Below are 24320 nucleotides of genomic sequence, written 5' to 3'. Positions count from 1 at the left end.
AATCTGCCGAGAGCAGATTTGAACGCTGCTTGCAGCGGCCTCAACGAGGCGAGGCCCATGGATGGGGCGAGTAGTGAGAGCAGCTAACATTAATTGTGACAAACACCGCTGCAACGCCAAGTAATACAGTGTACTACCCAAAGATATTGGTGTTGCAGTAAGGCAGCAAACGAGAGAGTCCCGATGAGCTGACTGTAGTCAGTGATTCGGGTGACAAATCTGCCGGGAGCAGATTTGAACGCTGCTTGCAGCGGCCTCAACGAGGCGAGGCCCATGGATGGGACGAGTAGTGAGAGCAGCTAACATTAATTGTGACAAACAACGCTGCAACGCCAAGAGCGAAGGGTAGGAAGGTAAATGATGAGAAGACGGCCAACAGCACAGCTAACAAAAATAATCCTACTGGTGAGCTTTCTCATTCTGTTTGGCCGTTTATTGTATGCGGCGGTCGCTTCTATTTCCCATCATCAGGAGCGCAGGCAGTCACAGCAACTTGAACTGACTGTAGAAGGCGAACCACCAGGCCCCCATGAGAGCGATCTCAGCCCCTAGATGTTTTGTCGTTAATGTTTTAGTGCCTATCCCTACGACTTCAGGGGCAAAGGGTCGTTTTCGAATTAAGGACACACTATGCCAGTGCCGATTATTCCTGTGCCAATTTCTGCCGTTATAAAGAATAAAACTAAAAATAATACGAAAAAACTGGCTGAAATACGCAACCGGATACTTTCTCTATTATTGAATAATAAGGCTTTGGTTGATGGCATTCTTGGCCGTCAGGAAGAGAAAGAAAAGCTCAGCGATGAACAACTGTCCGAGCAAACGTTAGAAATCAGAAGTCTACTTGATGATCTGCATGCTGCCGACCTTGCTGACTTACTGGAGGCGTTGCCTCATGACGAACGTTTGGCATTGTGGCGGTTGGTCAAAAATGAGAAACGCGGCCAAACGCTGGTTGAAGTCTCTGAAACAGTGTGGGATTCGCTGATTAAAGAGATGAGTGATAAAGACCTGTTGAGGGCCATGCGCACTTTGCATGTCGATGAACAGGCTTATTTGGCTGAATACCTGCCACGTAATTTGATGGGCCGCCTGCTCACCTCGTTGGACCCGGATCAGCGCGCCCGAGTGCGGGAAGTTATCCAATATGCCCGTGACACTGTCGGTCAGATGATGGATTTCGAGCTGGTGACGGTACGTGCCGATATTACGCTGGCAGCCGTGCAACGCTATTTGCGTTATCGGAAAAATATTCCCGATGCCACGGATAAAATCTTTGTGGTTGACCGCAAAAATACCTTGCTTGGCGAGTTACCATTGACCTCTATCCTGCTCAATGCGCCCGATGCTAAAGTATTTGAGGTGATGGATAGCAACCCGACCACGTTCCAACCCGAACAGAAAGCAGAGGATGCTGCCGGTGCTTTTGAACGTTATGACTTAATCAGTGCCGCGGTAATTGATGCCAAAGGCAAACTGATGGGTCGTTTGACCATCGAAGAGATTGTTGATGTGGTCAACGAAGAGAGCGACACCACCCTAAGACGCATGGGGGGCTTAAGCCCGGAAGAAGATGTGTTCTCCCCGGTAGGCCGCGCGGTTCGCACCCGCTGGTCATGGCTAGCAATCAACCTCTGTACGGCATTTGTTGCCTCACGCGTGATCGGCTTATTTGAGGACACCATCTCACAATTAGTGGCTCTGGCAGCATTAATGCCGATTGTGGCCGGTATTGGCGGCAATACCGGTAATCAAACCATTACCATGATTGTCCGAGCGTTGGCATTACACCATATTCAACAAGGTAACGTGACCTTCCTGATGTTCAGAGAATTGGGCGTAGCGTTGATTAATGGTCTGGTATGGGGCGGGATTATGGGGGTAGTAACCTATCTGCTCTATGGCGATCCGGCAATGGGAGGGGTGATGACATTAGCCATGATCCTTAACTTGCTGATGGCAGCACTCATGGGGGTTATTATCCCGATGACCATGGCTCGGATGGGGCGTGATCCGGCTATCGGATCGAGTGTTATGATCACCGCCATCACAGATACCGGTGGTTTTTTCATCTTTCTGGGACTGGCAACTATATTCTTGGTCTGACTATTATGCTAATAAACAAATCATTAATTAAGCACTGAGAAGAGGAATAACACTCTACAGTGTTTATCTATACTAAACTTTTGAATATGACCGTATTTTAACGGCGGTATATTCTTTATGTGATGGGTTTTTCCTATCATAATCTAAAGCTGTATGAGCAAAATAAGGCGTTATATGGATCTCAGTGCGTCCGAAAGACCGGCACCTGACAATAGAACCATTATCCACATTACTATCATCAGCATAGTCGTATTTTTGCTCGCACTCTTTTGTATCCAGCTTTCTGAACGGTCAGAAAACCTTGCCCCATTATGGTTCCCGACGGCAGTATTAATGGTGGCGCTGTTCCACCATCCTATGCGCTACTGGTTATGGCAATTATTGGCCGCAGGGATATGTATTGTTGCTGCTAATTTTATTTTATATGGCCTCAGTTGGTTCCCGTTACCCCTAACATTTATCAACCTGGCAGAGGCATCCGCCGGGGCCTGGTTACTGCGTAAATTCCTGCAAACCAAAGACCCGCTCAATAACCTGCTCAGTTGGCTTAAATTCTCGGTTTGCACTGTGATTGTGGTCCCTCTGGCCAGTGGGCTGGCAGCGGCTTGGTATTTATCCCCACAAAACGGGGGCTTTACCCAAGTGCTCACGGTGTGGTTTATGTCCGAAGCGGTAGGCATGTTGGCCTTAGGGCCGGTCGGGTTACTTTACCGTCGAGGTTACTTCAATATCGCGACCAAATCCAAAGCGCTGTTTGATATGATTTTTATGATGATAATATCACTATCAGCTTGTTATATCGGACTGATTTATCTGCCTTTCCCCTTCACTTTTGTCATCATGACGTTGATCTGGACCTCAATCCGCTTACCGCGTTTTGAGACATTTACCATCTGCTTTATGGCAACATTGCTGATTGCATTGATGCTTAATTTCAAGCTGTATACCATTAATTCCGATACTAACCTGTCAATTCAAGCGTTCTCCTTTATTCCTTTATTAATGGTGTTAATTCCGCCCCATGCCATGGCAATGGTAATGCACTCTTTTCGCATGGAGAAAGAGCATATTATTGAAAGCGAAAACCGCTTTCGTAACGCGATGGAATATTCAGCCATCGGTATGGCCTTGGTCTCACCGCAAGGCCAATGGATGCAGGTCAATCAGGCCTTATGCAAGTTATTAGGCTATTCCCAAGAGACATTACTGACCCTGACTTTCCAGCAAATTACTCATCCAGACGATCTCTCTGCGGACCTGAAATTACTCGACGACCTGTATCATGGCCGTATCCCCAGCTATTCGATGGAAAAGCGCTATATTCGCAGCGATGGTGAAATCGTGTGGGCACTACTGGTGGTCAGTGTGGTGCGGGATCACCAACAGCAACCGCTCTATTTCATCTCGCAGGCTGAAGATATCAATGAGCTGAAAAAAACCGAGATTATTAACCGCCGCCTAATGGAGCGTATTACGCTGGCTAACGAGGCTGGGGGGATCGGTATCTGGGAATTGGATATCAAAACGCAGGTTATCAGTTGGGATAAGCGGATGTATGAACTCTATCATATTCCTTTTAATACCCAGGTTGATGAGCGTGTTTGGCAGAAATACATTCATCATGAAGATATCAATCGGGTTAATCGCGAATATAGCGCCGCCCTCAAGCAGCGCCAGCCATACCGTCTGGAATTCCGGCTGTTATTACCGGATGGTGAAATTGTCCATCTGCGTAATCAAGCCAATATGATATGTGATAAAAATGGCAATATTCTGCGTCTGATTGGTACCACGCTGGATATGACGGAAATCAGAAATCTGACGGAAGCGCTGCACGAAGAGAAAGAGCGACTGCATATCACGCTGGACTCCATCGGTGAAGCTGTGGTCTGTACCGATCAGGAGATGAAGATTACCTTTATGAACCCGGTGGCCGAGAAAATGACTGGCTGGGCAAATACCATCGCATTGGGCCAACCGGTCAACCATATCATCAAGTTGACTAACGGCGTAGACGGCGCGAAGATTGATAACCCGATAGAGCATTGCCTTAATCATCGCCCCTACTCTTCGTTCAATGAGTCAATGGTATTACACCATCGTGATGGCCAGCATTATGATATTCAGGAGTCGGTCGCGCCGCTGAAAACGTTGGAAGGGGACATTGTCGGGGCGGTACTGGTGTTCCAGGATGTCGGCGAATCGCGCGCAATGATGCGCAAACTCAGCCACAGCGCCTCTCACGATAATCTCACAGGTCTGCCAAACCGCGCCAATTTTGAGAATAAATTGAAAGCGGCAATCCAAATTAGCGTCGAACTTAACCAACAACATGCATTGGCTTTCCTTGATTTAGACTATTTCAAAGCCATTAATGACACTGCCGGGCATCCCGCAGGAGACGCATTATTGAAAGAGTTGAGCCAGTTGATGCGCCAGCACTTACGTAACAGCGATTGTGTTGCACGCCTCGGCGGTGATGAGTTTGGCTTACTGATGCTCAACTGCACCCTACCCCATGCCAAAGCCATTACCCAAAGTCTGGTATCACTGATTAATGGCTATCATTTCTACTGGGAAGATAAGCTCTATCGTATTGGGGCCAGCGCCGGTGTGACGCAAATAAGTAGCAATAACAATCAGCGCAGTGAAATTATGGCACAGGCAGATATCGCCTGTTACACCGCTAAACACAGTGGACGCGGTCAGGTTTATCTCTATCAGCCACGGCAAAAGCAGCTATTAGCACGCCAACACGAGCTGTTGAGCAGGGAAGATGTTGAGAATATTCTCAATGATAACCAACTGGTATTGCAACTCACCCCAACCGCGCCCCCCAGAACGCCATTGTCTGTCTGTTTCTATCAAATCAGTTTCGAGGTTAATCGGCCACATGGCCTTAACGTCAGCCAGGCTGAGTTTCAGGAAGCCGCGCTGCTCTATAGCTTGCTGCCGCAGATTGATAATTGGGTCTGTGAGCAACTGTTAATGACACATGCCCAAGCTATCAAACATAAAGGGCTGGCGCTGGCTATCCCGCTGTCAGAGGCGGCGCTGCTCAAAGAAGAGTTTCGCCAATCATTGCTGACCTTGGTGCGGCAAACCGTACTGCCAACACAAAGTCTCTATTGGATGGTCGATGAATCCACCTTACTGCAATACCCCTTCGCGATTGGCAATTTTCTCGCCAAATTGCAACAACTGGGCTGTAAACTCATCGTTAAAGAGTTTGGTCATAACCTGAATGATTTCGAGTTACTGGCGGATCACACTATCGATTATCTTAAGTTTAACAGCGAGTTAATTTCCCATATCCATATTAACCAGATGGATGAAGTGCTGCTCTCTATCATTAATGGTACCGCTCAGCGAGCCAATATCGCCACTCTGGCTGGGCCAGCAGAACTCCCTCTAACGCTCAATAAACTGATAACCATCGGTGTCGATTTAGCTGACGGTGAAACCATCAGCCCGCCGCAACCGTTGTCTGATTTACTCGACAGTGGCTATTTTGCGATTAAATAACCGGCTCGTCATGTTGCATCCTCAACCATGATTAAAAAATCACTAACATGACGATTGCCCCGCTTCCCACTCTCGGGTAAAGTCGCACCCCTTTATTTGGCCTGGGGGGCAATTATGTTCATTGGTTTTGACTACGGCACAGCAAACTGCTCAGTTGCCGTGATGCGGGATGATGCTCCCAACTTACTGGCACTGGAAAATAATGACGTCTATCTGCCCTCCATGTTGTGCGCGCCAACACGGGAAGCGGTCAGTGAATGCCTGCACCGCCACTGGCAGGTACCCACCGGTAGCGACGAAAATCAGCAGCTATTACGCCGGGCCATGGCATTCAATCGCGAAGAGGATATTCCGGTTGCCGCCGACAGTCTGACATTTGGCCTGTCTGCCCTCGCCCACTATATCGAAGACCCTGAAGACGTATACTTTGTAAAATCACCTAAATCCTTCCTAGGTGCCAATGGGCTGAAACCTCAGCAATTGGCGCTGTTTGAGGATTTGGTCTGCGCCATGATGTTCCATATCAAACGTCAGGCAGAATCCGTACTGGCATCAGAAATTAGCCAGACCGTAATTGGTCGTCCAGTCAACTTCCAAGGCTCTGGCGGTGAGGATGCTAACCGCCAGGCAGAAGGGATTTTACTGCGCGCCGCCCAACGTGCCGGTTTTCGCGATATTGCTTTCCAGTTTGAGCCGGTCGCGGCAGGGCTAGATTTTGAAGCGACGCTGACAGAAGAAAAAACCGTACTAGTGGTGGATATCGGTGGTGGTACCACTGACTGTTCGGTGCTATTGATGGGGCCTAAATGGCAGGGGCTGGCAGACCGTCAACAAAGCCTGCTGGGGCACAGTGGTTGTCGCGTTGGTGGTAACGATCTGGATATTATGCTCGCGTTTAAACAACTGATGCCACTGTTTGGCATGGGGGGCGAAACCGAAAAAGGGATTGCTCTGCCGTCACTGCCCTATTGGAATGCCGTTGCGACTAACGATGTTCCGGCACAGAGCGATTTCTACAGCACGGTTAACGGCCGCTTCCTGCGTGATTTGATTCGTGACGCGGCCAATCCACAGCAAGTAGAGCGCCTGCTGAAAGTGTATCAACAGCGCCTGAGTTATCGTTTAGTTCGGGCGGCGGAAGAGAGCAAAATCGCGCTATCCGAACAAGTACAAGTAGCGACTGCACTGAATTTTGTCGAGCCAGAGTTAGGCCAGACTATCAACCAGCAACAGCTTGCTGAAGCCATATCTCAGCCACTACAACGGATTCAGGAACAAGTCAGTTTGGCATTATCCACCAGCCATATCACTCCAGATGTCATTTATCTGACAGGCGGCAGTGCTCGCTCCCCGTTATTGCGAACCGCCCTGCAACAGCAACTACCGGGTATCCCGTTGGTGGGTGGCAATGACTTCGGCTCAGTGACCGCCGGTTTGGCCCGTTGGGCGCAGACCCTGTATCGTTAATGCTATTTTGATTACCCACTGCGCAGTGGGTAATCAAGAAACAGATCACATCACTTAATCGAATATCAACCGCAGCCAAACCCTATCAGTTTTGAATCCTAAAATTATAAAAACCAAAATCCCACATACCCTGACACTACTTCCATATTTCCTCCATTTTTATCCGGTAAATCCCCGCTAAACTAGTAACATATCAATACCCAATTGATTGCATCTATGTGCGCATAACAAAATAAACAAAAAGGACTCCCGCCATCATGAAAGCTCAATCCAAACGCACTTCCAGAGTACTGATGTTACTCGGGGCGGTGGTGGCGATTACTGTTGCTATATTTGCCTGGCGCTATTTTAGCGCGGCCACCAACAACACCGCGCCAGGTGCGCAGCACACCGCTGGCGGGACGACAACAGCCCGCGCCGGTGGCCGACGTAATATGCCCATGTCGCCGGTACAGGCGGCCACCGCCACCGAACAAGCCGTACCCCGTTATCTTACCGGCCTAGGTACCGTGATTGCCGCCAATACCGTCACCGTGACCAGCCGGGTCGATGGCCAATTAATGGCAATCCACTTTACTGAAGGGCAACAGGTCAACGCCGGTGACTTACTGGTGGAGATCGACCCACGCCCTTATCAGGTACAACTGACCCAAGCACAGGGCCAACTGGCAAAAGATCAGGCCACGCTGGACAATGCCCGCCGTGATTTAGCCCGCTACCAAAAATTGGTGAAAACCGGGGTCATTTCACAACAAGAGCTCGATACTCAAGCCTCGTTAGTGCGCCAAAGTGAAGGCAGTGTTAAAGCCGATCAAGGCGCTATCGACAGTGCCAAACTGCAACTGACTTATAGCCGAATTACCGCCCCAATATCTGGCAAAGTGGGCCTAAAACAGGTCGATGTCGGTAATTACATTACCAGCGGTACCACAGCCCCCATAGTGGTGATCACTCAGACACATCCGGTTGATGTGGTCTTTACGCTGCCAGAAAGCGATATCCCCGCTATCATGCAAGCGCAGAAAAATGCGGCCAAAAATAACACTACCGTGCCAGTAGAAGCTTGGGATCGCACCAATAAACAGCGACTGGCGCAGGGCTATTTGCTCAGTATTGATAACCAAATTGATACCACCACCGGCACCATTAAGCTGAAAGCACGCTTTGCCAATAACGATGACATCCTGTTCCCCAACCAGTTTGTCAACGCCCGTATCAAAGTCGATTTACTGCAAAATGCTGTGGTGGTGCCAACCGCCGCCGTACAAATGGGTAACGAAGGGAGCTTTGTCTGGACCCTAAATGATGAAAATAAAGTCAGTAAGCATCTGGTCACTACCGGTATTCAAGACAGCAAACAAGTGGTTATTAGCGCCGGCCTGAATGCGGGTCAACGCGTGGTCACTGACGGTATTGATCGCCTGACCGAAGGCTTACAGGTCGAAGTGGTAACACCACGGGCCGCAGCAGCAAACCAAACGGGTGTCGCAGAGAAAGCAGCCACGGAGGAGAAAGCCACACATCGGGGCAGAAGAGCGACGAGTAACACTGTTCCTGCGGAGAAATCCTGATGCAAGTGATGCCTCCAACACCTGGTGGCGGGCCGTCACGGCTGTTTATCCTGCGCCCGGTTGCCACCACATTATTTATGATTGCCATTCTGCTGGCCGGGATTCTCGGTTACCGCGCGCTGCCGGTTTCTGCCCTGCCGGAGGTTGATTACCCGACGATTCAGGTGGTGACACTCTATCCTGGGGCCAGCCCGGATGTGGTGACATCATCCATTACCGCGCCGCTGGAGCGCCAGTTTGGCCAAATGTCCGGCCTCAAGCAGATGGCATCACAAAGTTCGGGTGGTGCGTCAGTGATTACGCTGCAATTCCAGCTTACTTTGCCACTGGATGTAGCAGAGCAAGAGGTGCAGGCTGCCATTAACTCCGCCACCAATCTACTGCCCAATGATCTGCCTTACCCCCCGATTTACAGCAAAGTGAATCCGGCTGATCCGCCGATTATGACCTTAGCCGTGACCTCCACTGCCATCCCGATGACGCAAGTAGAAGATATGGTCGAAACCCGGATTGCGCAGAAAATATCGCAAGTCACCGGGGTCGGTCTGGTCACTATTTCCGGCGGACAGCGCCCCGCCGTGCGGGTGAAACTGAATGCCCCGGCGGTCGCCGCATTGGGGCTGGACAGCGAAACCATTCGTACTGCCATCAGCAATGCTAACGTCAATTCTGCCAAGGGTAGCCTCGATGGCCCCACCCGTTCGGTGACATTGTCGGCTAATGACCAGATGAAATCTGCCGAGGATTACCGTGATCTGATCATTGCATACCAAAATGGAGCGCCGATCCGCTTGCAGGATGTCGCCACCATTGAGCAGGGCGCGGAAAATAACAAACTGGCTGCATGGGCCAATACCCAGCAGGCGATTGTGTTGAATATCCAGCGCCAGCCGGGGGTCAACGTCATTGCCACCGCGGACAGTATTCGCGAGATGCTGCCGGAGTTGATCAAAAGCTTGCCCAAGTCGGTTGATGTCAAGGTACTAACCGATCGCACTACCACCATCCGCGCCTCCGTCAGTGACGTGCAGTTTGAGTTATTGCTCGCCATTGTGCTGGTGGTGATGGTGATTTATCTGTTTCTGCGCAATGCCGCAGCCACCATTATCCCCAGTGTCGCAGTACCGCTGTCACTGATCGGGACCTTTGCGGCGATGTATTTTCTCGGGTTTTCAATCAATAACCTGACGTTAATGGCGCTGACCATTGCCACGGGCTTTGTGGTCGATGACGCCATCGTAGTGATAGAGAATATCTCTCGTTATATCGAAAAAGGCGAGAGACCGCTGGATGCGGCGCTGAAAGGGGCCGGAGAGATTGGCTTTACCATTATTTCACTCACCTTCTCATTAATTGCAGTGTTGATTCCGTTGCTATTTATGGGCGATATCGTGGGCCGGCTGTTCCGCGAATTTGCCGTAACACTGGCGGTGGCGATCCTGATTTCAGCGGTAGTTTCGCTGACTCTGACCCCAATGATGTGCGCGCGGATGCTCAGTTATGAGTCACTGCGTAAGCAAAACCGCCTGTCACGCGCCAGTGAGAAGTTCTTTAACTGGGTGATCGCCCATTATGCCGTGGCACTAAAAAAAGTGCTTAATCATCAATGGATAACCTTGGGTGTAGCGGTGAGCACACTGGTCCTGACGGTGCTGCTTTACTTGCTGATGCCGAAAGGTTTCTTCCCGTTGCAAGACAATGGTCTGATTCAAGGAACCCTGGAAGCACCGCAATCCGTTTCATTCAGTAATATGGCGGAACGCCAGCAACAAGTGGCCGCCATTATCCTTAAAGATCCAGCGGTAGAAAGCCTGACCTCATTTGTCGGCGTTGACGGTACCAATGCCACGCTGAACAATGGCCGGTTGCAGATTAACCTTAAACCACTCAACAGCCGTGACGATCGCATCCCACAGATCATTACCCGCTTACAGGAAAGCGTTACCGGCGTCCCAGGGATTAAACTTTACTTACAGCCGGTACAAGATCTGACCATTGATACGCAACTGAGCCGGACACAATATCAGTTCACCCTGCAAGCCACGACACTTGAGGAGTTGAGTACTTGGGTACCGAAGCTGGTTAGTCAGTTGCAGCAACAAGCTCCCTTCCAGGATGTCACCAGTGATTGGCAGGACCGAGGATTGGTGGCGTTTGTTAATGTCGATCGCGATAGCGCCAGCCGTTTAGGTATCACGATGGCAGCTATCGACAGCGCACTATATAACGCCTTTGGTCAACGCCTGATTTCCACCATTTATACCCAAGCCAACCAATACCGCGTGGTGCTAGAACATGACGTGCAGGCCACGCCGGGCTTGGCGGCGTTTAACGATATCCGCCTGACCGGCAGCGACGGTAACGGGGTGCCGCTGAGCAGTATTGCCACCATTGAGGAGCGCTTCGGGCCATTATCGATTAACCATTTGAATCAATTCCCGTCAGCCACTATCTCCTTCAATCTGGCACCGGGATATTCCTTGGGTGAGGGGGTAAACGCGGTGACACAAGCTGAGCAGGCAATTCAGCTACCGGCGGATATCACCACCCGCTTCCAAGGCTCTACGCTGGCATTTCAGGCCGCACTCGGTAGCACGCTGTGGCTGATTATCGCCGCGATTGTGGCGATGTATATCGTGCTCGGCGTGTTATATGAAAGTTTTATTCATCCGGTCACTATCTTGTCAACTCTGCCCACCGCCGGTGTCGGTGCCTTGCTGGCGCTGATGCTGACCGGCAATGAGCTGGATGTGATTGCCATTATCGGCATTATTCTGCTGATCGGAATTGTAAAGAAGAATGCCATCATGATGATCGACTTTGCACTGGCCGCAGAGCGGGATCAGGGGATGACCCCGTATGATGCTATCTATCAGGCGTGCTTGTTACGTTTCCGCCCGATTCTGATGACCACATTGGCAGCGCTGTTTGGTGCATTGCCATTAATGCTCAGTACCGGGGCCGGGGCCGAGCTACGCCAACCGCTGGGTGTGTGTATGGTCGGCGGGCTGATTGTCAGTCAGGTACTAACCCTGTTTACCACTCCGGTTATCTATCTGTTGTTCGATAAACTGGCACGCAACTCCCATGGCAAAAATCGCTATCGCCATCAGGATACTGACACACCTGAATTACCCCATGGACAGGAGCAGCCGTGAAATTCTTCGCTCTGTTCATCCATCGCCCGGTGGCTACCACCCTGCTGACACTGGCTATCACCCTCAGCGGAATTATCGGTTTTAGCTTATTGCCGGTATCACCGCTGCCGCAGGTGGATTATCCGGTGATTTCGGTGAGTGCATCGATGCCTGGGGCCGATCCTGAGACCATGGCGTCCTCAATTGCCACACCGCTGGAACGCGCACTGGGCAGAATTGCGGGCGTCAATGAAATGACCTCTACCAGTTCATTGGGCAGCACGCGGATCATTCTGCAATTCTCCCTCAATCGAGATATCAACGGTGCGGCCCGTGATGTGCAGGCAGCGCTTAATGCCGCGCAAAGCTTGCTACCCACCGGCATGCCAAACCGCCCGACCTATCGTAAGATGAACCCGTCGGATGCGCCCATCATGATAATGACGCTGACCTCGGATACCTTTACCCAAGGTCAGTTGTATGATTTTGCCTCTACCAAATTGGCGCAGAAAATTGCTCAAACCGAGGGGGTCAGTGATGTCTCGGTGGGAGGCAGTTCCCTGCCTGCGGTGCGGGTTGAATTGAATCCTGGGGCGCTGTTTAACCAAGGCGTTTCGCTGGATGCGGTGCGACAAGCAATCAGCGCCGCCAACGTTCGCCGCCCACAAGGTGCTATCGATTCCAGCCAACAGCACTGGCAGGTGCAGGCCAATGATGAGATCAAAACCGCAGAGGGTTATCGCCCACTGGTGATTCATTACAACAATGGTTCAGCGGTACGGCTACAGGATGTCGCCACGGTGGTGGACTCAGTGCAAGATGTGCGTAACGCCGGGATGTCCGATGGTAAACCGGCGGTGCTGTTAGTAATCAGCCGCGAGCCGGGGGCAAATATTATCGCCACCGTCGACCGGATTCGAGCAGAACTTCCGGCCCTGCGTGCCTCGATCCCCGCCTCAATTCAGTTGACTATTGCACAAGATCGCTCGCCGACCATTCGTGCTTCGTTAGATGAAGTGGAGCGCTCATTGATGATAGCCGTAGCTTTGGTGATTCTGGTGGTATTCCTGTTTCTGCGCTCCGGCCGTGCCACGCTTATTCCTGCGGTTGCCGTGCCGGTTTCGTTGATCGGAACATTTACCGCTATGTATCTGTGCGGTTTTAGCCTGAATAACTTGTCATTGATGGCATTGACCATCGCCACCGGCTTCGTAGTTGATGATGCCATTGTGGTGCTGGAGAATATTTCCCGCCATCTGGAAGCGGGGGTAAAACCAATAGCCGCCGCCCTGCGCGGGGTGCGCGAAGTGGGCTTTACCGTGTTGTCGATGAGTATTTCGCTGGTGGCCGTATTTATTCCACTGCTGCTGATGGAAGGGTTACCGGGCCGTTTATTCCGCGAATTTGCCATAACACTGTCGGTGGCTATCGGCATCTCACTGGTCATTTCCCTCACCTTGACGCCAATGATGTGCGCCCATTTGCTACGATCACACCCGGTTGGTCAGCAACCCCGGATTCGCGGGTTTGGTAAAATGCTGCTGTCTATTCAGCAAGGTTATGGTCGCTCACTCAATTGGGTACTGGGTCATACACGTTGGGTGATGGTGGTGCTGCTTTCCACTATCGCGCTCAATGTTTGGCTCTATATCAGTATCCCGAAAACCTTTTTCCCCGAGCAGGATACTGGCCGGATGATGGGTTTTATTCAAGCTGATCAAAGTATTTCGTTTCAGTCGATGCAGCAGAAGCTGAAGGATTTCATGAAGATAGTCAACGATGATCCGGCGGTCGACAATGTCACCAGCTTCACCGGTGGCTCACGCACGAATAGCGGGTCGATGTTTATCTCGCTCAAACCCTTGAGTGAGCGCAGTGAGAGCGCTCAGCAAATTATCACTCGTCTGCGTGCCAAACTAGCCAAAGAACCGGGGGCGAGCCTGTTCCTTGCACCGGTGCAGGACATTCGCGTCGGTGGCCGTCAAGCCAACGCCAGTTATCAATTTACGCTGTTAGCAGACGATTTAGCCGCACTACGTGAATGGGAACCCAAAGTCCGCGCCACGCTGGCTAAATTGCCGGAGCTGGCAGATGTTAACTCTGACCAGCAGGATAAAGGCTCGGAGATGGCACTGACTTACGATCGCGAGACCATGGCGCGCTTGGGGATTGATGTGTCCACAGCCAATGCCCTGTTAAACAACGCCTTTGGTCAACGGCAGATCTCCACCATTTATCAACCGTTGAACCAATACAAAGTGGTGATGGAAGTTGCCCCCCAATACACTCAGGATGTCAGTTCGCTCGATAAGATGTTTGTGATTAATAGCAGCGGTCAGTCAATTCCATTGTCTTATTTCGCCAAGTGGCAACCGGCCAATGCACCACTGTCGGTTAATCATCAAGGCTTATCCGCCGCCTCGACCATCTCATTTAACTTACCGGAAGGCGGAAGTTTATCTGAAGCAACCGCCGCCGTTGAGCGGGTAATGACGGAACTTGGGGTGCCTGCCACCGTGCGCGGCACCTTTACTGGTACCGCGCAGGTATTCCAGGAAACACTGAAATCGCAGTTGTGGCTGATTATGGCCGCTATCGCTACGGTGTATATCGTGCTCGGGATGTTGTATGAGAGCTATATTCATCCACTGACCATTCTGTCCACACTGCCCTCTGCTGGGGTGGGCGCGCTACTGGCGCTAGAACTGTTCGACGCCCCCTTTAGCCTGATCGCACTTATTGGCATTATGCTATTGATTGGTATCGTGAAAAAGAACGCCATTATGATGGTGGACTTTGCCCTCGACGCGCAACGTAATGGCAATCTCAGCGCCCGCGATGCTATTTTTCAGGCCAGTTTATTGCGCTTTCGGCCGATTCTAATGACCACATTGGCCGCCTTGTTCGGGGCGCTGCCACTGGTGCTAAGCAGTGGTGATGGGGCAGAGTTACGTCAACCACTGGGGATAACCATTGTCGGTGGGCTGGTAATGAGCCAACTGCTAACGCTGTATACCACACCGGTGGTTTACCTCTATTTTGACCGATTACGCAGCCGCTTTAGTAAGCAGCCGCTAATGAAGCTGGAATAGCCTATGGCGATATACCCAGGCGGCAAGCGAGAGAGTCCCGATGAGCTGACTTATATTTTAAGGTCAAAACCCGTAAGTGATTCGGGTAAGCGAATGCAGTCAACACAGCAGCAGGTTGAAAGATGACGGGTATACGCTGGCAACTGTGGATCGTTGCCTTCGGTTTCTTTATGCAGACGCTGGATACCACCATCGTCAATACCGCCCTGCCCTCGATTGCGGCCAGTTTGGGTGAAAACCCATTGCGTATGCAATCGGTCATTGTGTCGTATGTGTTGACGGTGGCTGTGATGCTGCCCGCTAGCGGGTGGTTGGCTGATCGTGTCGGGGTTAAATGGGTATTTTTCTCAGCAATCATTCTGTTTACCCTTGGTTCACTGATGTGCGCGCAATCTGAAACCCTGAATGAGCTTATCGCCTCTCGCGTGATTCAAGGGGTCGGTGGCGCAATGATGGTACCCGTGGGCCGCCTGACGGTGATGAAGATCGTGCCACGCGAACAATATATGTCGGCGATGGCCTTTGTCACCCTACCCGGCCAGATTGGGCCATTGGTTGGCCCGGCGCTGGGGGGATTTCTGGTGGAATACGCCAGTTGGCACTGGATCTTCTTGATCAACCTGCCAGTGGGGGTGATTGGCGCGTTAGCTACTCTGATGCTGATGCCTAACTACACCATGCGTACCCGTCGCTTTGATATCAGCGGCTTTATCATGCTGGCTATCGGCATGGCAACCCTAACACTGGCGTTAGATGGCCATAAAGGGCTGGGTTTGTCACCGCTGGCAATTGCGGGTTTAGTCTTGTCTGGGATGTTGGCTCTGGCCGGATATTGGTGGCATGCCCGAGGTAATAACGCTGCGCTATTTTCACTGCGATTGTTCAAAAACAAATCCTATGCCCTTGGCCTGACTGCAAGTATGACTGCGCGCATTGGCAGTGGCATGCTGCCCTTTATGACCCCGGTTTTCCTGCAAATCGGGCTGGGATTCACGCCGTTCCATGCAGGTTTAATGATGATCCCGATGATTATCGGCAGTATGGGCATGAAGCGAATTATCGTGCAGGTGGTTAACCGCTTCGGCTACCGGCAAGTGTTGGTCAGCGCGACATTGCTGCTGGCGGTGGTTAGTCTGAGCTTCCCACTGGTGGCACTGATGGGCTGGCTATGGCTACTGCCGGTGGTGCTATTTTTCCAGGGAATGGTTAACGCACTGCGCTTCTCCACCATGAATACCTTAACCCTGAAAGATTTACCAAACCGCCTTGCCAGTAGCGGCAATAGCTTGCTGTCGATGGTGATGCAACTCTCCATGAGTCTGGGGGTCAGCACCGCCGGGATATTATTGGGCGTGTTTGCGCATAATCAGGTGGTAACCAATACCTCGGCCACCCACAGCGCGTTCTTGTACAGCTATATGTGCATGGCCATTATCATTGCTCTGCCCGCCCTGATATTTAATCGCGTGCCACCGGATACCGGCACCAATCGTAATCTGGCCCGCCAACCCATTAAACCAGCCAACCGATAGAACAGGTGAAAACATAATGAGAATCGGCATTACCGGAAAACTGTTTATGGCGATATTTGCTACCTGCATGCTGGTGTTGATCACGATGCACTGGGGGGTTAGAGCCAGCTTCGAGCGCGGATTCATTGATTACATCAAACAGAGCAATGAACAACGTATCGCCATGTTGGGAGACGCGCTTGAGGTGCAATATCAGCGTTACGGTAACTGGGATTTCCTGCGTAATAATGATCAGGTGATTTATCAGATCATGCGCTCTTTCGAGCAGAGCAGTGATAACAGCCGCAATCTGCCGCCACGAGGCTGGCGCGCTCAGTTCTGGGTGGTCGATAATCACAATAATCTACTGGCCGGGCACACCGGTCAGGTGCCGAAAGAAGCCAGCCGTCGCGCCATCAAGGTGAATAAACTCGTAGTGGGCTGGGTGATGTCGACTCCCCCCGAAAAACTGACGCGTAATGCAGATATTAACTTTGACCAGCAACAGCGCCGCACCAGTTGGATTATTGTCGGCTTATCAACCCTGCTGGCGGCAGCTGTGACCTGGATTTTATCCCGCGGGATGTTGGCACCGGTAAAACGGCTGGTGGAAGGCACTCACCGCTTAGCTGCCGGTGATTTCAGCACTCGAGTGGCGGTCAGTAGCCGTGACGAACTGGGCCGTTTGGCACAAGACTTTAACCAACTTGCCAGTTCGTTGGAGAAAAACGAGCAAATGCGGCGCGACTTTATGGCCGATGTCTCGCATGAATTACGCACGCCACTGGCGGTACTGCGCGGCGAGTTGGAGGCGCTACAGGATGGTGTGCGGCAACCAACACCTGAATCCTTGATCTCACTGCAAGCCGAGGTAGGAATTCTGACCAAACTGGTCAACGACCTGCATCAGTTATCGCTCTCAGATCGTGGTGCACTGGCCTACCGTAAAACCCAACTGGATGCCGTGCGTCTGTTACAAATCGCTATCGCCAGCTTCCATGGCCGTTTCCAAAGTAAAAATATCACCATTACTGCCCATCTGCCTGAACAGGCAATAATGTTCGGCGACCCCGACCGATTGAATCAGCTATTTCATAATTTACTGGAAAACAGTCTGCGTTATACCAATGAAGGCGGGCAGCTTGAGATTATCGCACTGCCAGAAGAAGAAATATTAACCCTACACTGGCAGGACAGTAAACCGGGCCTTAGTGATGAACAGCTGCAACGTATTTTTGAGCGTTTTTATCGCACCGAAAGCTCACGTAACCGCGCAAGCGGCGGCTCAGGACTAGGGCTGGCGATATGCCACAATATTGTCGAGGCCCACGGTGGCAAAATCAGCGCCGAACATTCACCTTTGGGTGGCCTGCGGATTACGGTAGTATTTCCGCTATTCCATTCCATAGGGTAATTCATTGTAATGCACGAGCCGCTTCAGTCTGCCAGCCAATCTGGCTCCGTATTGATTGTTGAAGATGAACCGAAGCTCGGCCAGTTATTGGTCGATTACCTACAGGCTGCGGGTTATCAGACCCAATGGCTCACCAGGGGTGACGAGGTAGTGGCGGCAGTCCGTCAGTCGCCACCGGCCATTATTTTGCTGGATTTAATGTTACCCGGTAGCGATGGCATTACCATTTGCCGAGAAATTCGCCGTTTCTCTGATGTGCCGATTATGATGGTGACGGCAAAAACCGAAGAGATTGATCGATTACTGGGGCTGGAGATCGGTGCTGACGACTATATCTGCAAACCCTATAGCCCGCGGGAAGTGGTGGCGCGGGTCAAAACCATTCTGCGCCGCTGCCGACCGCTACCGCAGCAGCCAAGTGATACTGTGCCACTGCTGATTGATGAATCCCGCTTTCAGGCCAGTTATCTGGGCCATCAGTTGGAATTGACCCCGGCAGAATTTCGTCTGCTGAAAATACTGGCAACTCAACCAGGCCATGTGTTTAGCCGTGAGCAACTGCTGAATAATCTGTATGACGATTACCGCGTAGTGACGGATCGCACTATCGATAGCCATATCAAAAATCTCCGGCGCAAGCTGGAATCACTCGATGGCAAGAAGCCATTTATCCGTGCAGTGTACGGTATGGGGTATCGCTGGGAAGCAGAGATCTGTCGTTTACTGTAATGCCGTCTTTGCCAAAGGTGCGTTATGTTGGTGGTGCATAGCGCATTGACCTGACATCCGGTCAACGTTGACTACACTCATTAGAGGTATCACAACCAACAGGAGAACCACTATGACCATGGGTCACTATGAGCTTAATAAGGCAAAGAATGGGCAGCACTATTTCAATCTAAAAGCCAGCAATGGCGAAACTATTCTCTCCAGTGAGATGTACGCCAGTAAGGCTTCGGCTGAAAACGGCATATCATCAGTGCAGAGTAACTCGCCACTGGAAAGCCAATATGAGCTGAAGCACAACGTCAAAAATGAACCTTATTTCGTTTTGAAAGCGAAAAACCATCAGGTTATTGGCGTCAGTGAATCCTACAGTTCTGACGCTGCTGCCAAAAAAGGCATTGCCTCCGTAATAAAAAATGGCCCGACCACCATAATTAAAGATCTGACGCTGTAATTTTTATTTATCTGATAGTGCTATTTTACCTACATTCGTTGCTTAAAGGTACCCGCGCGGGGCGAGTGACCGCGCATCTCATTTCAAACGCTCCTGATCTTCGGTTACCGCTGCAAACTCTTTCGCCAGCATTTTTTTCAATACTTGCTGGTTACGTGGCAATAAACCTATTTTCAAACCAAAAGGCCGAAAAACACGCCCAAGCACAGATAACGTCTGGCCCCCTTTATCAGTTTCAATATCAGACAGAGTACGTCGGCTGATATTAACCAAAGATGAAAACTCGTCCTGAGACATGGTTAGCATCTCTTTTCTAAGTTTGCGCAGTAATTCCCCTGTAGATATCTGTTCACTAAATAGCTGGCTTAGTAACATCAGTAACAAGTTCTCACGCTCTTGCGGTGAAAGTTTCACTTTCATAAATGTGCCCAGCGTTGTAATTTTTCATCCAAATAATCAAAAGCCATTCCCGGCATATTAAGAATGCTGTCCGGTACTCCTCGCATTTTAAGACGAACCTTCAAACCTATTAGATTTTCAGCCACTTGCTGGAATGCCAAAAAGACACTGTCAGGGTCAGCAAGATCAGATAACTCAGTAATAATACCCTTCCAGTCGAAATTCCCTCCCTCTTCATAAGGCGACCCCCATTGAGTCACTCTGGGAATACCTTCAGGATCTGCTTTCATCGGGGCAAAATCATAGATAGGCGAGAGCCAGATCCCCTCAGGCCGTTTAATTAATGCAGTATTGCGGCCATGATTGTCAGAATTACCAAAAGCGACGTTTAATAAATCTCGCTTAATCATTTCAATAACGAGAGCTTCAACATTTAAAGGCCGACCTAATTCATTAACTTGATACTGAGAAGTCAGTTTTTTTACTAAAGTTCGGATTACCTCAAAATGATTTAAATAGCTACCCGAAGCAACATCCATAACTGAATAAAGTGACTCCAGACCATATTGAACTCGCTTATTCTCAATTGAATCAATATCAAAGCGAGGTAACCATAAAGAAGGATAATTATCTCCCTCTATCAGCCTCATCTTTTCAGTCTTTATCGTATCGATACCAATGCTTGCCAGTTCCTGATAAAAGTGATACTCAGCACGTAAAATATCGCAATCAATAGTGCTACGCTTCCCTCTTGGGAATTTAATTAAATAATGAGTATCTTGGTTACTGATGCCATCCTGGAAAGTATCAATCCAGATTTCATCATTATCTGAACAACATAATAGTAGCTTCGGCGCTTCGCCACCGGCCCCTGTCGCCCCCCCTGCCGAGGCCCCTCTTTGCTGCGCATATTCCAAAAAAGATGAGTCACGCTCAACTACGTCCTGCAATGTAAAGCGGATATGGTTTAACTGGCTATCAGGATGTAACTCAGGTATTGCATCTTTTATTCGCATATTGCCAACAGGGGCGATAGTGCCCGTTTTCAGCAAAATATAATCCTGCTCGCTCGCTGACATTGATTGCAGACCAAGTTGGTTAACCCAATAGCGGCGGCTTGCGCCTGCGGGCATTATATCGTCAATAAAAGCAAACCAATGCTTAGACGAATAGGTGTGAGCTAATTCAACCGGTAAATTTATGCTACAACTGAATTCATCATCACGATACATCCGCTCAATAGCATAATCGCCGTCATAGCCTAGCACTGCCGCGCCTTGCCTTCCACGAGCCGGCTCTGTAAAAGTCAGTTCAGCAGCATCATGCCAAAGGCCGTGATTGAAGATCTGTATCGTTAGTTTAGCCACAAACACCTCTTGAGCAAAAAACTGCTCATATAAAGAATAAATCAGTATTTATGTGCAAAATATTACTCAAAGAAAATCATTTAGTCAAAAAATGAGCAAAAAATCGCTCAATTAACGAATTTTTCCTTTATGCTCCAAGACATTAAAATCCGCTTAAACTGATCCAGATCATTTAAACCCTACAAAAATTGTGCGATGGCTGATTTTCCTGATTGGCAAGGTTACAATCCCCGGCTTTTAACCACCCCTTCGGGCGTGGTTCTGACTTGAACTCAGACTGAGAGCCACTTATATGTCTTCATCTATTCCTTTTACCACGGAATTATTATCGCCTGCCGGTACCCTTAAAAACATGCGTTATGCCTTTGCTTATGGGGCAGATGCGGTTTACGCCGGCCAACCACGTTATAGCCTACGGGTGCGTAATAATGAATTTAATCACGAGAACCTGGCATTAGGTATTCAGGAAGCGCATGTCCTCGGTAAGCGCTTCTATGTGGTCGTAAATATTGCCCCCCACAACTCCAAACTGAAAACCTTTCTGCGTGATTTAAAACCGGTGATCGATATGGGGCCGGATGCACTGATTATGTCGGATCCCGGCTTGATCATGATGGTACGTGAGGCATTCCCGCAGATGGATATTCATCTGTCAGTACAAGCTAACGCCGTCAACTGGGCTACCGTCAAATTTTGGCAACAGATGGGGTTGACCCGCGTTATTCTCTCCCGCGAGTTATCACTGGAAGAAATTGCAGAAATACGCGCACAAGTCCCTGATATGGAACTGGAGATTTTTGTCCACGGCGCACTGTGCATGGCCTATTCCGGCCGTTGCCTACTATCTGGTTATATCAATAAACGCGACCCGAACCAGGGAACCTGCACCAATGCCTGCCGCTGGGAATATAATGTTCAGGAAGGCAAAGAAGATGAAATCGGCAACATCGTGCATATTCACCAACCGATTGCGGTAAAGAATATCGAGCCAACACTGGGTATCGGTGCACCAACCGATAAAGTGTTTATGATTGAGGAAGCACAGCGCCCTGGTGAGTACATGACCGCCACCGAAGATGAGCACGGCACTTACATCATGAACTCAAAAGACCTACGCGCTATTCAACATGTGGAACGCCTGACGCAATTAGGTGTGCATTCACTGAAAATTGAGGGTCGGACTAAATCCTTCTACTATTGCGCGCGTACCGCACAGGTTTACCGCCGTGCTATCGATGATGCCGTTGCGGGTAAACCTTTTGATCCAACCTTGTTGACCACACTGGAAGGCTTGGCTCACCGGGGTTATACCGAAGGCTTCCTGCGCCGTCATGTGCATGAAGAGCAACAAACTTACGATTACGGCTATTCAGTTTCTGAACGCCAGCAATTTGTCGGTGAGTTTACCGGAGTGCGTCGTGACGGCTTGGCTGAAGTGGTGGTCAAAAACAAATTCTCGGTTGGTGATAGTGTTGAGCTGATGACGCCAAACGGCAATATCCAGTTTATTCTCGACAGCATGCAAGATAAAAAAGGTCAGCCGGCAGATATTGCACCGGGTAATGGTCATATCATGTATTTGCCCATCCCCGCGGACATTAACGTGGAATATGGCTTACTGGTACGTAATCTAAATGGGACAAATAGCCGAAATCCCCATGAAAAAGCGTAACGTAAAGCGATAAAAAAATAATGCCATCGCCAAGATGGCATTTTTAGCAAATATTAGAAATGGATCACATCAATTATAATTACGCTGGGGTAGCATAGCTCGAGTACAATCAAGAACTAAAAAAGTTTTACAGCAAGACTAGGAACCACCTCCTTGGCTAGCCCAATCTCCCTTGGGCTGGCCTTTTCTTTTTTATGGCCCTATCCATCTGATTACTATTAATTTTTCCTAAATTTTATTATTAATGATTCTTGTTAAGCTATTAACTAATAATAAGAAAGCCTGTTTTATGAATAACCTCACCATCAAATAATAATTATCTCCGTTAAATAAATATCCCAACAAAAATAAAACCTCTTTTTATTAAACTTAAAGATAATTGATATTTGCAATATTGTCGGAATAATCTCATATAGCTAAAGAAGCCAAACCCACTACCAGCAAGTGATTCGAGCTGCATTTATGCTAGCCCCTCACTAATCCTGATGAGCTTACGCAGTCAGGTGATTCGGGTGACAAATCTGTCAGGAGCAGATTTGAATGCCGCTAACCCCGCTGCAAGTTCAAGTAAGAAGGGGATAGGTAAATTAAACAGCTATGGGTTACTGTTACTCCTATCGCAGAAACGATTGGAGCACGTTATGACCTCAATGCCACGTACCCTTCTCATCTTGAACGGTAAGGAATCGGGTAATCTTGAAGTTCGCAATGCCGTCAAGAACTTGCGTGATGAAGGCATTATGCTTCATGTTCGAGTCACTTGGGAACACGGGGATGCGAAGCGTTATGTTGGCGAAGCTGCCGGTCTGGGGGTCGATACGGTAATTGCAGGCGGGGGAGATGGCACTATTAATGAAGTCGCCAGTGCGCTGATGGCCCTGCCCTCCTACAATCGCCCCAATTTAGGTATTGTGCCCTTAGGTACAGCCAACGATTTTGCCACCAGTTGTAACATTCCCCTGCACATAGAAAATGCATTTCAATTGGCAGTCAAAGGCCGGGCGGTCACCATTGATATCGCGCGAGTAAATAGCGAGCACTACTTTATCAATATGGCGACCGGTGGCTTTGGCACTCGCATTACCACTGAGACACCGGAAAAACTCAAAGCCGTACTGGGTGGGGCTTCATACTTTATTCATGGCCTGATGCGCATGGATGCGATTAAAGCAGACAGTTGTGAAATACATGGGCCGGATTTCGAATGGGCGGGTGATGCACTGGTAATAGGTATCGGCAACGGTCGGCAAGCCGGTGGTGGACAGCCTCTCTGCCCCGATGCACTGATTAATGATGGCTTGCTGCAATTGCGGTTGCTGACCGCAGAAGAATTACTTCCTGCCCTACTGACCAGCGTGTTCAGTGGTGAGAAAAATAAAAATGTAGTGGAGGCTACCTTGCCTTGGCTGGAAATCACAGCCCCCCATGACATCACTTTTAATCTGGATGGCGAACCACTGGCAGGCAAGCATTTCCGTATCGAAATAATCCCCAATGCGATTGGCTGCCGTCTGCCGCCAAATTGTGAACTGCTGGGCTAAATATCAATCTGTGGGCTATCTTCGGTTAGCCCATGATTCTTCTAGATTTTATTACCCTTATCGCTCTGCCTAACTCAACGTTGACCTGGCTTTAGCTCGAGTTAACGCATTTTCTTACGCAAAAACCTTTCATTTCAAACCTCTTTTCTTTTACATTTAATTTTCACTTTGAAAGGTTTTACTTTCAAAGTGTGATCCATATGCAATAAATAGATCTAAAAAATGATTATGGTAGTTCACATGGCGACAGACAAGATGCTGAAGTCCATTCTGGAACCTCAGTATTTTGAATACCGCTTTATCACGCGGTTCCTGAAGTTTCTTTTCAAAACAAAAGT

At 49.6% G+C, this 24320-nt stretch carries 15 protein-coding genes; 13 read left to right on the top strand and 2 right to left on the bottom strand.

Features of this window, described 5'->3' with window-relative positions; all coding sequences use genetic code 11:
- Nucleotides 1-360 precede the first annotated feature (360 nt).
- The 11 genes from V1955_RS05425 (at nucleotide 361) to V1955_RS05375 (ending at nucleotide 19003) form a co-directional block, all read left to right on the top strand.
- The gene (locus V1955_RS05425; RefSeq protein WP_083164142.1) at nucleotides 361-552 is read left to right on the top strand and encodes a YfgG family protein; all 192 of its coding nucleotides are present in this window, start codon (nucleotides 361-363) and stop codon (nucleotides 550-552) included.
- 78 nt (nucleotides 553-630) lie between these two features.
- The gene (gene mgtE / locus V1955_RS05420) at nucleotides 631-2106 is read left to right on the top strand and encodes a magnesium transporter (protein ID WP_083163267.1); all 1476 of its coding nucleotides are present in this window, start codon (nucleotides 631-633) and stop codon (nucleotides 2104-2106) included.
- Between the two features lie 174 nt (nucleotides 2107-2280).
- A complete protein-coding gene (locus V1955_RS05415) occupies nucleotides 2281-5631 on the top strand; it encodes a diguanylate cyclase (protein WP_442820613.1) in 3351 nt (1116 codons plus the stop codon).
- A gap of 114 nt (nucleotides 5632-5745) precedes the next feature.
- Entirely contained in the window at nucleotides 5746-7098 is a 1353-nt protein-coding gene (gene yegD, locus V1955_RS05410) for a molecular chaperone (protein WP_442820612.1), read from the top strand.
- 257 nt (nucleotides 7099-7355) lie between these two features.
- Entirely contained in the window at nucleotides 7356-8669 is a 1314-nt protein-coding gene (locus V1955_RS05405) for an MdtA/MuxA family multidrug efflux RND transporter periplasmic adaptor subunit (protein ID WP_372569454.1), read from the top strand.
- A complete protein-coding gene (locus V1955_RS05400; protein WP_442820611.1) occupies nucleotides 8669-11827 on the top strand; it encodes an MdtB/MuxB family multidrug efflux RND transporter permease subunit in 3159 nt (1052 codons plus the stop codon). Before V1955_RS05405 ends, V1955_RS05400 begins: the two co-directional genes overlap by 1 nt.
- Complete coding sequence (mdtC, locus tag V1955_RS05395; RefSeq protein ID WP_442820610.1) at nucleotides 11824-14898, top strand: multidrug efflux RND transporter permease subunit MdtC; 3075 nt, start codon at nucleotides 11824-11826, stop codon at nucleotides 14896-14898. Before V1955_RS05400 ends, mdtC begins: the two co-directional genes overlap by 4 nt.
- 122 nt (nucleotides 14899-15020) lie before the next feature.
- The gene (locus tag V1955_RS05390; RefSeq protein ID WP_083163255.1) at nucleotides 15021-16430 is read left to right on the top strand and encodes an MFS transporter; all 1410 of its coding nucleotides are present in this window, start codon (nucleotides 15021-15023) and stop codon (nucleotides 16428-16430) included.
- A gap of 16 nt (nucleotides 16431-16446) precedes the next feature.
- Nucleotides 16447-17823, top strand: coding sequence for a two-component system sensor histidine kinase BaeS (gene baeS, locus V1955_RS05385; RefSeq protein WP_442820609.1), 1377 nt, complete (start codon nucleotides 16447-16449; stop codon nucleotides 17821-17823).
- Nucleotides 17824-17832: 9 nt separating this feature from the next.
- Nucleotides 17833-18552 (top strand): two-component system response regulator BaeR, encoded by a 720-nt coding sequence (gene baeR, locus V1955_RS05380; RefSeq protein ID WP_083163251.1) that lies wholly within the window; start codon nucleotides 17833-17835, stop codon nucleotides 18550-18552.
- A gap of 112 nt (nucleotides 18553-18664) precedes the next feature.
- Complete coding sequence (locus tag V1955_RS05375; RefSeq protein WP_083163248.1) at nucleotides 18665-19003, top strand: YegP family protein; 339 nt, start codon at nucleotides 18665-18667, stop codon at nucleotides 19001-19003.
- Between the two features lie 78 nt (nucleotides 19004-19081).
- Here V1955_RS05375 and V1955_RS05370 read toward each other — a convergent pair whose 3' ends face one another.
- Both V1955_RS05370 and V1955_RS05365 read right to left on the bottom strand, forming a co-directional pair.
- Nucleotides 19082-19423, bottom strand: a complete 342-nt coding sequence (locus V1955_RS05370; protein ID WP_050084756.1) for a helix-turn-helix transcriptional regulator — start codon at nucleotides 19421-19423, stop codon at nucleotides 19082-19084.
- On the bottom strand, nucleotides 19420-20769 hold the full coding sequence (locus V1955_RS05365; protein ID WP_442820608.1) for a type II toxin-antitoxin system HipA family toxin: 1350 nt from the start codon (nucleotides 20767-20769) through the stop codon (nucleotides 19420-19422). Before V1955_RS05365 ends, V1955_RS05370 begins: the two co-directional genes overlap by 4 nt.
- A gap of 292 nt (nucleotides 20770-21061) precedes the next feature.
- Between V1955_RS05365 and trhP the strand changes: the two genes are divergently transcribed.
- Both trhP and yegS read left to right on the top strand, forming a co-directional pair.
- Nucleotides 21062-22441, top strand: coding sequence for a prephenate-dependent tRNA uridine(34) hydroxylase TrhP (trhP, locus tag V1955_RS05360; protein WP_442820607.1), 1380 nt, complete (start codon nucleotides 21062-21064; stop codon nucleotides 22439-22441).
- Nucleotides 22442-23091: 650 nt separating this feature from the next.
- On the top strand, nucleotides 23092-23982 hold the full coding sequence (yegS, locus tag V1955_RS05355) for a lipid kinase YegS (RefSeq protein WP_083164140.1): 891 nt from the start codon (nucleotides 23092-23094) through the stop codon (nucleotides 23980-23982).
- The last annotated feature ends 338 nt before the right edge of the window (nucleotides 23983-24320 follow it).

The organism is Yersinia sp. 2545 StPb PI (genome assembly GCF_052217125.1).
Lineage (GTDB): Bacteria > Pseudomonadota > Gammaproteobacteria > Enterobacterales > Enterobacteriaceae > Yersinia > Yersinia enterocolitica_E.
Note: the sequence above shows the minus strand (reverse complement) of the source record. Positions and strands in the feature narration are given on the sequence as shown.